The organism is Blastopirellula sediminis (genome assembly GCF_020966755.1).
Lineage (GTDB): Bacteria > Planctomycetota > Planctomycetia > Pirellulales > Pirellulaceae > Blastopirellula > Blastopirellula sediminis.
In genome coordinates this window covers 2,907,467-2,921,654 of the sequence record NZ_JAJKFT010000010.1, presented here as the reverse complement: position 1 = coordinate 2,921,654, position 14,188 = coordinate 2,907,467, and the positions used below count along the sequence as shown (strand labels likewise).

Annotated in this window: 10 protein-coding genes; 3 read left to right on the top strand and 7 right to left on the bottom strand. The window is 59.0% G+C overall.

What is annotated here, in order from left to right:
- Positions 1 to 31 precede the first annotated feature (31 nt).
- The 3 genes from LOC68_RS23560 to LOC68_RS23550 are packed head-to-tail and all read right to left on the bottom strand — an operon-like array spanning position 32 to position 3,270.
- A complete protein-coding gene (locus LOC68_RS23560) occupies positions 32 to 2,182 on the bottom strand; it encodes a tetratricopeptide repeat protein (RefSeq protein ID WP_230223302.1) in 2,151 nt (716 codons plus the stop codon).
- A 33-nt stretch (positions 2,183 to 2,215) separates the two neighbouring features.
- Entirely contained in the window at positions 2,216 to 2,575 is a 360-nt protein-coding gene (locus LOC68_RS23555) for a DUF2304 domain-containing protein (RefSeq protein WP_230223300.1), read from the bottom strand.
- Entirely contained in the window at positions 2,572 to 3,270 is a 699-nt protein-coding gene (locus LOC68_RS23550) for a glycosyltransferase family 2 protein (RefSeq protein WP_230223297.1), read from the bottom strand. The genes LOC68_RS23555 and LOC68_RS23550 overlap by 4 nt, the downstream gene beginning before the upstream one ends.
- A gap of 370 nt (positions 3,271 to 3,640) precedes the next feature.
- Here LOC68_RS23550 and LOC68_RS23545 point away from each other — a divergent pair, with 370 nt between their 5' ends.
- Complete coding sequence (locus LOC68_RS23545; protein WP_230223295.1) at positions 3,641 to 4,081, top strand: Hsp20/alpha crystallin family protein; 441 nt, start codon at positions 3,641 to 3,643, stop codon at positions 4,079 to 4,081.
- A gap of 211 nt (positions 4,082 to 4,292) precedes the next feature.
- Positions 4,293 to 5,981, top strand: coding sequence for a dihydroxy-acid dehydratase (ilvD, locus tag LOC68_RS23540; RefSeq protein ID WP_230223293.1), 1,689 nt, complete (start codon positions 4,293 to 4,295; stop codon positions 5,979 to 5,981).
- 6 nt (positions 5,982 to 5,987) lie between these two features.
- Here ilvD and LOC68_RS23535 read toward each other — a convergent pair whose 3' ends face one another.
- The gene (locus LOC68_RS23535) at positions 5,988 to 7,334 is read right to left on the bottom strand and encodes a Trx7/PDZ domain-containing (seleno)protein (protein ID WP_230223291.1); all 1,347 of its coding nucleotides are present in this window, start codon (positions 7,332 to 7,334) and stop codon (positions 5,988 to 5,990) included.
- Positions 7,335 to 7,541: 207 nt separating this feature from the next.
- Here LOC68_RS23535 and LOC68_RS23530 point away from each other — a divergent pair, with 207 nt between their 5' ends.
- Positions 7,542 to 11,015, top strand: coding sequence for a hypothetical protein (locus LOC68_RS23530; RefSeq protein ID WP_230223289.1), 3,474 nt, complete (start codon positions 7,542 to 7,544; stop codon positions 11,013 to 11,015).
- Between the two features lie 27 nt (positions 11,016 to 11,042).
- Here LOC68_RS23530 and LOC68_RS23525 read toward each other — a convergent pair whose 3' ends face one another.
- The 3 genes from LOC68_RS23525 to LOC68_RS23515 form a co-directional block, all read right to left on the bottom strand.
- Positions 11,043 to 12,893 (bottom strand): response regulator, encoded by a 1,851-nt coding sequence (locus LOC68_RS23525; protein ID WP_230223287.1) that lies wholly within the window; start codon positions 12,891 to 12,893, stop codon positions 11,043 to 11,045.
- A 211-nt stretch (positions 12,894 to 13,104) separates the two neighbouring features.
- Positions 13,105 to 13,650: a molybdopterin adenylyltransferase gene (gene mog, locus LOC68_RS23520; RefSeq protein WP_230223285.1), complete on the bottom strand. Its 546-nt coding sequence runs from the start codon at positions 13,648 to 13,650 to the stop codon at positions 13,105 to 13,107.
- A 31-nt stretch (positions 13,651 to 13,681) separates the two neighbouring features.
- On the bottom strand, positions 13,682 to 14,161 hold the full coding sequence (locus LOC68_RS23515; protein ID WP_230223283.1) for a 6-pyruvoyl trahydropterin synthase family protein: 480 nt from the start codon (positions 14,159 to 14,161) through the stop codon (positions 13,682 to 13,684).
- Between the last annotated feature and the right edge of the window lie 27 nt (positions 14,162 to 14,188).

The following is a 14,188-nucleotide window of genomic DNA, read 5'->3' as shown; positions in this document are numbered from 1 at the left end:
CTTTCTCCCCAGAAGCGTGGAATGGCTCGCGTTAGAAAAGTTCACTCGGCTCCGCCGAACGAAAGGGACGCTTCCGTTCAAACAATTGCAGTCGCGCTTCGATCGGCGCCAGATCGGGACCGCCATCGCGCTGCTGGGCGATCGCGCTTTTGCAGAGACGCGTCGCCTCGGCGTAATTTCCTTCTGCGGCTAAAACCGTCGCCGCCAGATCGAGCAATTGCTGTTGCGGTCCTAACTGAGCGATCAGCGACTCGGCCAATTGTTTTGCGGCGGCTGGATCGCGCACGTCATCCGGCTCGGCCGCCGCTCGCAGCCAAGCCAAACGCAGGGTAATTTCCAGGTCTTCAGGGTGGATTTCGCGCCAATCCTCAAATGCGTCGGCCGCCGCTTTCAGCTCCCCTTGCTGAAATTGGACGATCGCCAGCTCGCGTCGCCATGGCTGATCGGGGCTAGTTAGCTGTGCGGCTTGCTGCAACTGTCGCTTCGCTTCGTCGAGCTTTCCCAGTTCACGCAGCGAAACGCCCGCCATGCCGTACGCCTCGGGATAGAGTCCCGGTCGCAGTTCGGTGGCGGCGATCAGCATTTCAGACGCGGTCGTATGATCGCCAAGCTGCTGCTTCAAAGCGCCCAGGCCGATGTGGGCTTCTGCATTGAGACGGAGCGTCTCGCTGCTGTTCTCGTCCAGTTTCTCGAGCTCTTCGATCGCCTGGCGAAAGTAACGCTCGGAGATGGCGACGTTTCCTTCCCAGACGGCGATCTCCGCGAGTTCGATATCGAGCGCCGCCGCACTTCCCGAGTTGTCGGCCGTTTGCCGGCGTGAGTTTTCCAAGACGGCCAGCGCTTCGCCAACCCGTCCTTCCCCTTTCAGGATCATCGCCAAGTTGTGATTGGCGCGAATATGACCAGGGCGAAGCTCAACAACGCTCCGCCAGACCGTTTCCGCCGAACGGTAGATCCGATTGCGCTGGAGCGTCATGCCAACGAACAGGATCGTCACGAGCGAAACCGCAGCGATCGGCAGGTAACGTACCACCACGCTTTCGTCCGACGCATACCGACGCCACAGCTCGTACCCGCCGATGACCGCCAACAGCACAACGCAGGCCAGCGGCAAGTACATCCGATACTCGAACGCCGGATCGGCGATCGGTACGAAACTGCTGGAAGGGGCGAGGATGAAAAAGAAGGTCAGCCCGACGACGCCGATCGGCGGCCAGCGCCACAGCGAATAGAAGGTCGCTCCCAATAACATGACGACAAAAATGCCGCTCGCCGCGTAGTCGCTGAAGTTACGTGCGATGGGCCACTCGTAGTCGAAGCAAAGCGGATACGGAAAGATCGCAAGTCGCAGATAGTGCGTGATGACTTGCGACTCGGTGCAAAGGTATTCCCAGCGGGTCACCGGGTCGTTGCCTGCAACGGCGACGTTGTGCGACGTCCCTACTTGAAATGCCGGCAGCAGATTCACAGCGACGTAGGAGGTGACGACCAGCATCCCGGCATACGCCCAGCCACGCTTGCGAAACAGTTCGCGCCAACTGGCGGCGAAGACCGCACGATCAAGCGCGATCGCGATCAACGGCGCGGAAATGGCCGATTCTTTCGTTCCCATCGCCAGAAAGCACGTTGCGATCGAAGCGATGCCCCACCGCCAATCATCGGCCAGGCAGCAGCGGGTCACGCAGTAGAGCGTCAATAGATAGAAGAGGGCCGATTGCGATTCATACCTTTGAATCAGATAGGTCACCCCCATCGTCGCGAGGGGATGAACGGCCCAGATCAGGGCGATCGAAAAGGCCAGCGGCGTCGCCACGGACGTGTAGCGATCTTGAAAGTAAGGCGCCGTCAACAGTCGTCGCAGCAGGTCGAACAACACCAGCGCCGTCGCCAGATGGACTAGAAAGTTGCCGATATGAAACGCAGTCGGCGTATCGCCGATCAACAAGTAGTTGAGCGTAAAGCCAAGATTGCCGACCGAGCGGATATTTCCCGCAGCGACCGCGGAAAGTCGCGCCGGCAAGTTCGCCAGATTCGGCTCTTGCTCAAGGTCGAGAAACGCGGCGTCATCCAAGACGAACTCGCCGTCATAGCTGTTGCTATAGGCGATCGCGACGACCAGCGTCAGCAGCAGGGCGAACCCAAGAGCGCTCCACCACTCGGAGGACGAATTCTGACTATCCATCGCTGGGCGTTACCCTGTTCGTCCAAACTGTTCTTAGCGTTCTTCCAGCGCCGGCTCTTCGGCGCCGCGCGTCGCTTCCTGAATCGCCAGGTAGCGTACGACATCAGTGATCTGACGCTGCAAACGCAAGTAACGCGAATAGAAGTAGAAGGTAGTCGCCAAAAAGATCAGCACGAACGAGTAGAGGATTACGTCGGCGCCGCGGCCGATTCCGATCAACGTCGCCAACCGACCGATCTGATTGGGGAACAGAATCGCCAGCGCCGCCGCAAACCAGATGACGCCCCGAAACAGTACGACCAGGCGTACCGCGCGCTGCTGGCGAATGTTCACCAACTCATAGCCGGCCGCGCAGATAATAAAGGAGATCGCAATCCACTGAAACGGCGTCACCGCACAAGCCTCCCCAGCAGAAACTGAGCGGCGATCTTCACGGCGGCCGAGTTACTTTGTCCTTTTTCCAGCGTGGCGACGTTGTAGCGAATCGTCACCGGCGCTTCGCAGTACCGCAGTTGGTACTCCCGAATCTGATCGAGAATCTCCGACGCGTGCGCCATCCGATTCTGGGTGATCCGAATCGTCTGGGCCGCTTGGCGGGACAACGCCCGAAAGCCATTGTGCGTGTCGGTCACCGCGATCTGCGAGAAGAAGCGGGTAAACCAGACGGCGCCTTTGAGCATCACATGCCGCGTCCAGGGCATATCAATCGTCTTCCCCAGAAAACGGGAACCAAGGACGACGTCGACTTCGCCGCGGCGAATCGGCTCGACCAGCCGCAACACGTCGCCGGCGTCATGCTGGCCGTCGGCGTCGAAGGTGACGATGATCCCGGCCCCATGCTTCAGGGCGAAATCGATGCCGGTCTGCAGAGCGGCGCCTTGTCCCGAATTGATCATGTGCTGCAGCAGCCAAACCGGCGACTTGGCGGCGATCGCAGCCGTGTCGTCGCTCGAACCGTCGTCGATCACCACAATATTGGGAAACGCACGGCAGAGGGGAGCTAGCGTCTTACCGATCCGAGCCGCCTCGTTGTAGGCCGGCACGATAATCCAAATGGCCGAGTCGTCGGTCAGTCGGGCGTCTGGCAAGGGTCGGCTCTTATTCAAGGACACGTAGCGTTCGAAACCGAATTCGCTTCATCCTACCGGTCTTTTTTTCCTTGGCGATTGATTCCTTCCGCGACGTCGCGATTCCCTCCATATCTTCTTGGTTTGCAAATCGGTTCTTAACAAAGCTGCCATTTTGCCAATTTGACACCGCCAAAATTACAGTCGCAAAAAAACAACCTTCGCAACTGCCGTTCAGAACGGAACTTGCGACAAACGCCGAGAATTGGCACGCCTGTTGCTTTTTGGTAGGGCATCACCAGACAGCGGTGAAACAGCAAAAAAGCGACGAACAAGGGTTCGCCGGCTTCGATCGATTTTCGTTCTCATAGATAGAGAAGGAGGAACAGTCATGGTCCGTGCACTTACTGGGTATCAGCCGCGATCTTTCGCTGACCTGCGTCGTGAAATGGATGGCCTCTTCGGCGCGCTGCTCAACAGCGATGCTCCGTCGGCGGTCGCCTCGTGGTTGCCGGCGCTCAACGTCGCCGAATCGGAAACGGCGTACGAAGTCTCCGTAGAGATTCCGGGCATGGAGCCGGAGAACGTTCACGTCGAATTTAAAGAAGGCGTGCTGACGATTTCGGGCGAACGCCAACAGGTGGAAGAAACGAACGAGAAGAAGTTCCATCGCATCGAGCAGAGCTACGGCAAGTTTGAACGCAGCCTACGTCTCTCGGCGCCGGTTGACGAAGACCACGTCACCGCCGAATACCAACATGGCATTCTGAACGTCACCGTTCCGAAGGCCGTAAAGGCGCTACCGCGGAAGATTGAAGTGACGGCGAAATAGCCGACTCAATCGGTTTGCGTTGAGAAGCAGAGAAGAGGATGAGGTTGTCTCCGTACCGCGGCTGTCCATTGGGCCAGCCGCGGTTTTTCGTTTCGAAAGGGCTGCAAATCCCCTGCCCCTCTTCCATCTTGAGCCGCAGCGTCCCGTCGGCGATACTAGCGGTTTCCCCCCTTCCCCCTCATCCCCCCAAAGATTGAAAGCAGCTCGCCGCATGTCTCAGCCCCTGAATTGGAACAGCCGACGTTTGACCCGTGGATGGCAAAAAGGGGTTACCGCCTTTTATTACGGCCTGGGACTGACCGACGCCGACTTTGACAAGCCGCAAATTGGGATCGGCGTACCACTGTTGGACGGCAACCTCTGCAATGTCCACGCCTACCAACTGGCGCAAGAGCTGAAAGCCGGCTGCGAAGCGGCTGGCCTGATCGGCTTTCCGTTCGGCACCCCGGCCGTCAGCGACAACATCACCCAAGGGCACGAAGGGGGAAATGCGAGTCTGCCGTCGCGCAATATGATCGCCAACGCGGCCGAATGCGTCGTTAGCGCTCATGGCTACGACTTTTTGATCGGTCTGCATAACTGCGACAAAAACGGCCCCGGCTTCGCCATGGCCTTGGCCCGACTCAACTATCCCGGCCTGATCGTCAACGGCGGCAGCATCAAACCTGGTTGCCACCTGGGACGCGACACGTCGATTCTGGACGTCTATGACGCCCAAGCCGCAGCGTCGGTCGGCGCGATGACCGCGACCGAAGCGGATCAAATCTTGCGAACCGCTTGCCCCGGTCCCGGCGGCTGCGGCATCGCCGCTTCGTTCAACACCTGGGGAATCGCGCTGGAAGCGATCGGGCTAGGCCTCCCCTACTCCAGTTCCATTCCAGCCGACGATCCCGCCAAACGAGAAGAATGCCGTGGCATCGGCGCCGCCGTCAAACGTCTCTTGGCCGACAACATTCGCCCCCGCGACATCCTGACGAAGAAGGCGTTTGAAAACGCCGCGGCCGTAATCGCGGCGATCGGCGGTTCGACTAACGGCGTGCTCCATCTGACCGCGCTGGCGAAAGAAGCGGGCGTCGACTTTGGTCTGCGCGACATCCAGCGAATCGTCCGCAACACGCCGGTCCTCTGCAGCTTCGCGCCGCGCGGCAAGCGAACGATGTACGACCTGCACAAGCTGGGCGGCACGCCGATGCTGCTGAAGTACCTGATCTCGGCCGGCATCGTCGATGGCTCGTGCCTGACGGTTTCTGGCATGTCGCTGGCCGAAAGCGTCGCCGATGCCTGCGAAGTTCCCCAGGACCAGGACCTGATCGCGCCGATCGAAAAGCCGCTAAAAGAATACGCCGACATGCAGATCTGCTTCGGCAACCTGGCGCCCGGCGGCGTCGTCTTCAAGGTCTCGAGCATGCGCGACTCGAAGTTCCGCGGCAAAGCGATCTGCTTCAACGAAGCGAAAGACATCGTCGACGCGGTCGAAGCGAACAAGATCACGCCCGGCAGCGTGATTGTACTGCGATACCTTGGCCCGGTCGCCTCCGGCATGCCGGAAGTGCTGGTCGCCACCGCAGCCTTGGCGGTTCCGCACTTGGACGGCAAAGTCGCGTTTCTCTCCGATACCCGCGTCTCCGGCGTTTCGCACGGAGCGATCGGCGTCCACTGTGCGCCGGAAGCGGCGGTTGGCGGTCCGATCGCGCTGGTTGAAGATGGAGACGAGATCTCGTTCGATCTGCTTGGCGGCGACATCACGCTGCACGTCGCTGCCGATGAATTGGCGACCCGCGCCGCGAACTGGAAAATGCCTGAGCTGAAGTACAACCACGGCTATCTGGCCGACTTCGCCGCAACCGTATCGCAAGCCGACAGCGGTTGCATCAGCAAAGCGTTTTACGACGTGAAGTAGCGTCCGCTACTGCATGCGAATCTTGGTGCGCTGCGTCTTTCCATCCCGCAGCAGCGTCACTTCCACCTCCTGCCCGCGCTTCGTCTCATTGGCGAGCCGGGCCAGCAGGTTCGATTCGTTCAGGTTCTCTCTAATGCCGGAGATGGAGGTGATCACGTCGCCCGGTTGGATGCCGGCCTTTTGCGCGACGGCATGATCGCCATATTTGCCGACATGCTTGACGAGCAAGCCTAGCTGGTCCTCTTTCAGTCCCAGTTCCTTCCGCTGCTGCGGCTCCAGATCTTTCAGTCGCATGCCGCCGAATACCTGACGCGCCAAGTCCCAGCTGGTCACTCGCCATGAGATGTCTCCCTGCTTCTTCCAATCTTTCGGCAAGGGGAAATCAATCTTCGCGAGATTGCCGTCTCGCAGCATCGTCACCGCGATCGCTCTTTCGTCTTGCAAATGATGAAGCGTCCATTGGATATCGGCCATCGAGATGATCGGCTGTCCATTGAGCGCGAGGATTTCGTCTCCCGCTTTCATCCCCGCTTCCGCGGCCGGCGAACCGGGCGTCACTTCTTTGACCGTCGCCGCGGTCTTCGGATCCATGATCAAGCCGAGCACCTTCGGATGCGGATAGGGGAACAAGATCTTTTCTGGAATCTGCTTCCCGTCGAAGCGGTAGCTGACGCGATAACTCTCGCCAACTTGGTGACAGTGAATGCAGCTCTTGACGACCTTCCCTTCGTAGTCGAGCTCTTCGCCGTAGTCCCCTTTGCGCAAGTGCGGAAACTTTTCGGCCGACGGAACCGGCGGAACGTCGCCGGTCGTCTTGGCGGCCAGCAGTTCTTTGTTCGCCGGATAGAGACCATGCAAAATCAAACCTTTGTCGAGCGTCGCCGCGAACCCTTCGATCGCGACGTCTCCCTCTTCTTCCGTTTGATGCGAGCGCGTTCCATAGCGGCCATAGATCGTGCCGTCGGCGTTCATCAGAAACGCAGCGAAAGATTGATCGTAGTCAAATTGAAACTTCGCGAGGTCGACGCCGTTCATCCGTACGATACGGGCACACTCATAGTCCTGCATCGCGCGGCGGACCGCCGAGTCGCGCTCGATGATCTTTTCATCCAGCTGAGCGCAGGCTTCGCACGGGATGCAGCGGAAGATGACCAGGATCGGCTTGCCCGAGGTCTTCGCCGCATCCATCGCACCTTGCAAATCGTTGTAGTGCCAGGTGCCGTCAGCGAGGATGTCACGACGATCATTGCGGACCTTGGTCTCGCGATCTTGCGCTATTGCGGAAGGGGCCAAAAGGAAGACTACGGCGAGAAAGCAGAATAGGCGGGAACCAGATCCAGGACGGTGCAACATGGCGGGGATCCTGAGAAAAGAAGAGCAAACAGTTCTCGAAATGGTAACTATTTTCCTACCAGTCTGCCATTGTTCGCCTCCTGTGACGGCGGTTTTTCCATAACCCCCCGCCAAGGGAAGGAAAGCGCAGACGAACCATCTTCCAACCGGTTAAGATCGCAGGCGCAGCTGTGTACTAAAAATTCGTCCTCACCGTGTAAAACAACGATGGACCTGAAAGAAAAGCTCGGATTCGGCGCACCACAGACCAAAAAGCAACGTAACGCCGAGCGGAGTCGGCTGATTCGCTACATCAACTTGCAGATGATTGCGAATGAGCTTCCCCCTCCGCTCCACGAAAAGGAAACCGAGTTCGCCGACCTGGTCAAAGGTCTACTCGCGAACTACCACGAGAAGGCGCGGATGCTCCGCGACGTGCCGGCTCCGGTCGATAGCCGGATCGAGACCTTCTTAAACGACTACTTCTCCGACCTCGACGTCGGTCCGCTGCAATTGCCGCGTGAGTCTTTCGTTCTCGATCGTCACGGCGTCGCCCGCGAATTGTCGCTGCCGGTGCACGGGAACAAGTTCGAAAGCGAACTGGTCGAATCGTATCGCCTGGAAAATGGCGTCTTGAACAATCCCCGCAGCGATCGTCGTACGACGAAAGGTACCTTCCACGTTTGCGAAGGCGGTCTGCCGATCGCCGGCGACAAGCTCTCGGTGCCGAAGCTCACCTTCGCGCGGATGTTCAAGATCGCGATGAATCCGCCCAAAGAGTTTTTAGAGCTCCCTTACACCAGCCAGCACGAAGACAAAGCGTACACCTTCGTCTCGCTGTTGCTGCGGCCGATCGTCTGTCCGGAAGTTCCCGGCTATACGCCCGAGAAGACGATGGAAGTTCGCTTCTACGTCCCCGGCCAGCTGGTCAGCAATCTCGACTTCGTCGAATCGATTTTCGGCAACGCCGGCGACCCGTTCATTCCGAAGAATGACGCCGCCCTCGATGTCGAACATTGGACCGGACATACCGGCTGCGTGATCCTCGCGCCGCAGCTGGTCGGCGTCACCAAGAAAGAGTTGGGGCTGCCCCACTTCGACGACGCAACGCCGCGTCAACGTCAGGACGGCATGTGCTACAAGGACGAGTCGGAGAAATACAACAACGGCCAGGCGTTCAAAGCGACTTGTCGCGATGAGCGAGGCGTCGTCGTCACCATCATCGCCGACAACTATTACGGCTACTGCAAGAAGGAAGTCAAAACGCAGCTCAGCTACGCCGCTAACCTCTACGGCAACGTCGAAGAGGAACATGCCGGCGGCGTGGTCGCTTACACCAGCTGGAATCTCGGCGAAGACTTCCGCGTCAACAGCCAGCGCTACAACGGCCGCACGATTGACGACGTCGCCCGAGACTACGGCGAGTGGATCGACATGCAGCCGGAAGGTTACGGCATCGACAAGAATCACCCCGACATCGTCTACATTCCAGAAGACGCGCGGGCGACGATGGTCGAACAGCGGATCAAATGGACCCGCGAAGGGAAAGAACGTTCGATTCCGCTGCTTCCTGGCAAGATCTACGTCGCTCCGTCGGGCTACAAAATTCGAATGGAAAAACACCCCGCCGCGCCGAGCTGGCGTTTGATCGGCACGACGGCCGAAGGGGTCAACTGCCACAAGCCGTGCACCGTCAGCGGCGGCGGCAAGAGCGAAATCAGCAAGTCGGCGACCGACTATATGCTGTATGGCCCGATCTTCGTCTCCGACATCGACAAAGACCTGGCCCTGATCGACGAGATCTTCCACCACGATTACAGCGATCGCTGGGCCGACGACTCGCAAATCAAACCGAACTACGCCGAACGTCCCAGCCGCAAGATCTTGTCGCCGGAACGTTCGCTCGGCAGCGTGATCAAACTGTTGACTCCCGCTTCCGACTATACCGACAAGTACAACGAGTGGCTCGCTTCGATCCCGAACCACATCTATTCGATGTTGTTCATCATCAAGCGTTTCCAGCAACCCGACTGGGACCACAACTGGCGCGCAAACTTCAGCGTCGATATCGTCAACGGCACGCCGGGGCACGAGCTGAAGTATCGCGATCGTACGCTGGTCGGCACCTATCTGCGGGTCGGTCTTTCCGAAACGCAGCAGTGGCGAACCTACAAGTTGCGTCAAGATTTCTACGCCGCCGACAAAGTGCAGACCGAAGACGACATCACCGCGTCGGTCGTCGTACCGGCCAAGGCGATCTTCAATCTTGATCCGCAGCTGAACGCCGACAGCTACAAGTTCCTGACGAACTGCGAATACCGCTTATTCCAGCGTCCGGACGATGCCGTTCATCGCGGGCTCGACAAGCAGACCGAGCTCGACATGTCGCAGCCGGGGAACTTCATCTCGAACTTCGCCCCCCTCTCGCGCGAAGACGTTGCGGCGATGGCGGAACAAATCGCCGAGTTCGATCGGTTCACTGCGCCGATGCAAAACTTCCTCCGCGAGTTCCTGGACGACGATCAGACGCCCAGCGAATACGCCGTCTGCTCAGCCAACCCGCGCATCGTCGACGGGGCGCCGACCAAGAACCCGCGCTACCTGCAAACCCGTCCTGACATGGCGAATCCGATCTTCCGGTACGTCGGCGAAGTCGGCACGCGGCTCTATCGTAAGATTCCGGCCCATCAGCCGGTGCCGACTCCGGTGAACGCGGTTCTCTGCGGTCGCCGCAACAATCCGCCCGATGCGGCGGCCGGCATTCGCAGCCTGGCGGTCTACGGTCCGATTCACTACCAGGAGCTGCCGGAACTGTTCATGGACTTCGTCTGCTCGTTGACGGGCAAGAGTCCTTCGACCACCGGCGCCGGCAGCGAAGGCGCGCTGACCAAAGGTCCGTTCAACGCACTCCGTCCAGCGGCCGACTTGAACAACGCGCTGGTCAGCTACATCCTGACCGGTTTGGCCGGCTATTCGACGGCGGCCGGTTACATCGGCCCGAACGTTCGCGTCGATCACGACATCAGCTTGCTGATTCCGGAGATCTGGTGTCGCTTGACGCCGGAGGAACGGGATCCGAAGTTCCTGATCGGCGAAGGGATGCTTGAAAAGATCAACGACTTTACCCACAACGGCGAATTGATCCCGGCCAGCCGACTCGGCTTCCGCATCACCCGCCGATTCGTGCGAACCTTCTTTGGCCGCGTCTTCGACAACCCGCTGAAGGTGTTTGACGACTCGATCCTGCGTCCCGAAACGCAAGATCCCGAATCGTACGCCGACGGCATCAAGCATATCGTCGAAGCGCAGCAGCGGGTCGCTCAGCGTCACCTGGACGATGGTTCGATCGAAGAGGCCTGTCCGCCGCTGAAGGCGCTATTGATGATCATGGCCGAAGGCTCGTACGAAGGGAAAACCGCCTCCGATCCTGAGATCCGGCAGATGTTCACCAAAGACTATCTGTTGGCCAGCGACTGGTATCAAAAGCGGCTCGCGACGAAGAAACTGCGTGACACGGCCCTGTGGAAGCGTCACGTCGCCGCACTCGACAAGTTCGCCGCCGACTCGCGCAACGCCGAATCGGTCAAAGAATTGAATCTGGCGGCTCGCCGCGAGTACGCCGCCGCTCAGTTGGCGATGACCGAGAACGACGACTACCTCGACGCTCTCAAAGGGACGCTTGGCGCCCATCCGTTCGAATAGTCGACGCAAAGCAGGAAAGCCCGAGGCTCAATACTGAGCCTCGGCCGCTTTCTTTTTGAACTTCGCGGACAATTGCAAAAAGCCCGCGATCGTCTCTAACAGCAGACTTCGATTGACCGGCTTCGTCAGGTACTCATCGGCGCCGGCGTCGAGACATCGCTGTCGATCGCCGCTCATCGCGTGCGCCGTCAACGCGACAATCGGAGTCCGGACTCCTTCGGTGCGCAACATCCGAGTCGCTTGATAGCCGTCCAGGATCGGCATTTGCATGTCCATCAAGATCAAGTCGAACGGCATTCCTTGTCTGCGCGACGTCAGGACCAGGTCGACGCCGTCCCGACCGTCATTCGCAATCGTCACCTCGGCGCCTGCTTTCTCCAGGATCAGCCGCAACAGTCGCTGGTTGTCAGGCCCGTCTTCCACCAACAACAAACGCCCTTCGATCGAAACGCCCGCAGAGGGAATGCTGCTGGCGTTCACCGGCACCCAGTTGTAGTCATCGGCGCAGTTCGAAATCTTGACGTTCGTCAGGTCGCCGGTGGCGATCGTGAAGCGGAAGGCGCTCCCATGCCCAGGATTGCTTTCGCACCACATCATTCCTCCCAGCAGTTCCGTGAGCCGAATGCTGATCGACAGCCCCAGTCCCGTTCCGCCATACTTGCGGCTCATCGACGTATTGGCTTGCTCGAACGGCAGAAAGATTCGCTGCATCTCCTCTTCGGTCATACCGATTCCGGAGTCGACCACCTCAAACTCGAGATGAGGATCGTCGCTGCCGATGTTAATCAGCCGGGTTCGCAGCGAAACCGTCCCTTCCTCGGTGTACTTGATCGCGTTGCCGATCAGGTTGATCAGAATCTGACGCAGACGGGTCGCGTCGGTCGTGATCGAAGCCGGCATCGGTCCGCAGAATTCGTTTTCCAGCCGCAGTCCCTTTTGCGACGCCCGCAAGTGCATCAGCGCCAACACGTCCGACACGATCCGCACCGGGGACGCGGGCTGAAGGTAGACGTCGAGCTTGCCTGCTTCGATCTTGCTGAGATCTAACACGTCGTTAATCACTTGCAACAGGTGATGCCCGTTGCGCAAGATCGTCTCGAGCGCGAAAACCCGTTCTTTCGGAGCGCGTTCGATCTCGCCTGCTTCTTTCAATTCCTCGGCATAGCCGATGATCGCGGTCATCGGCGTCCGAATCTCATGGCTCATGTTCGCCAGGAATTCGCTCTTGGATCGGTTGGCCGCTTCGGCGTCTTTCGACGCTTCAATCAGTTGCTGGTTGGTTCTTTTCAGTTCGGTCGCAGCCCGCATCAAATCGGCGGTGCGTTCTTCGACTAAATGGTTCAGCTCGTCCATTCGCAAACGAGCCTGCTGAGTCAGTTGCCACTTGCGCGTCAGTGCGATCGCCAACTGGCGAGCTTCGATCACGTCAAACGGCTTCTTCAAGATCACTAGCTGGTCAGTTTCCCCCAACTCTTCCAGCAGCGATTCCCAAGTGTGATCCGAATAGGCGGTGCAGATGACGACCTGGATATCAGGATAGTCGCGCCAGATTCGCTTGATCGTTTCGAGCCCGTCCCAACCCGGCGGCATTCGCATGTCGATGAAGGCCAACGCGAACGGTCGGCCGGCCTGTTCTGCGGCGGCGACCTTCCGTAGCCCTTCTTCTCCCTGAAACGCCGATTCAATCTCGAAACCGAAGTCGATTTCGTTGGGCGTCAGCGTTTCTTCCTCGAACAGCAGCGCTCGAATATCGCGGGGAGAGCCGCTAACGTTGCTATTGCCTGAGAGAATCCGACGAAAGTCTTCGTGAATCGACGGGTTATCGTCGATCACGATAACGCGACGATTGATCTTGCTTTCTAGCTTTGCTAAGTCCATCGCGCATGCCCCTACAGTTACTGCCCCCAGTGAGCGATCGACAAGCGGACGCTCTGGTCCACATCGAATCGCTTTCAACCGATAGCGACGCTGCTGACGTCGCTAACTAAGCGTAGGCTGTAGCTAAAAACAGGGGAAAAGATGCGCCTACCCGCATCCACTCGTGGAGCGGCTCGCAGCTAGTGACGCCGATTGTGACGACAGCGATACGTCACGATTTCTTGGCGGGCCGAAATGCCAGTACCCGACTAGGATCTGTGGTGAGGTAAGGCCCCTCCAGCAGATCGATGCAATAAGGAATCGCCGGAAAGACCGCATCGAGACATTCGGCGATCGCCTTCGGCTGACCGGGCAGGTTCAATAGGAGCGACTTCCCGCGGATCCCGGCCGTCTGCCGCGAGAGAATCGCCGTCGGCACCTTCTCAAGCGACACCTTCCGCATCAGTTCGCCGAAGCCGGGCATCATCTTGTCGCAGACCGCTTCGGTCGCTTCCGGCGTGACGTCGCGCAGCGCCGGCCCGGTCCCGCCGGTCGTAATCACCAGGCAGCACTGCTCCTCGTCGCAGAGCTGCCGCAGCGTCGCTTCAATGCCCGCCTGATCGTCGGGAATCACGCGGGGGACCGCCTCCCACGGAGAGGTCAGCGTTTCGGTCAAATAGGCGTGAATCGCCGGACCGCCCCGATCTTCGTACTCGCCGCGACTAGCGCGGTCCGATACGGTGACGACGCCGATCTTGGCGGGCGACTGGCTACTCATGCTTCGTCGACCTCTCCGCTAGACTTCCGAACTAATCGACCATGACCGAGCTGAGCGTAACGGTCGTCGAACCGTCGACGTCGCCGCTGATGCGGGCTTCGGCGAACGCTTCTTCCGTTTCCCAGATCACTACCTTCACCGGGCGAACATTCGACTGGTCGAGCAACTCGGGGCAAACGTAGTCGAGCAGGTAGCGAGCCATGTTCTCGGCGGTCGGGTTGTACGGCATGATGAAATACTTGCATGGCACGACCTGCTTGATCGCGTTGATGCCGTTCTCATCCTGTTCGCTCAGGATGAAGCCGTGATCCCAATGTTCGTCGAGCCAGCCTTTGAACTTCGCCTTCAAGTCAGCGAAGTCGATCACGCGACCGACGGCGTCGACCTCGTCCGCGGTGACGTAGAAGTCGGCGACGTAGTTATGGCCATGAAAGAACTCGCACTTTCCGCCATGCTTGTACAAACGGTGACCGGCGCAAAACTTGATGCGCCGCATGATAACCAGACTCATCTCTTGATCTCCCTCGAACTCTGAACG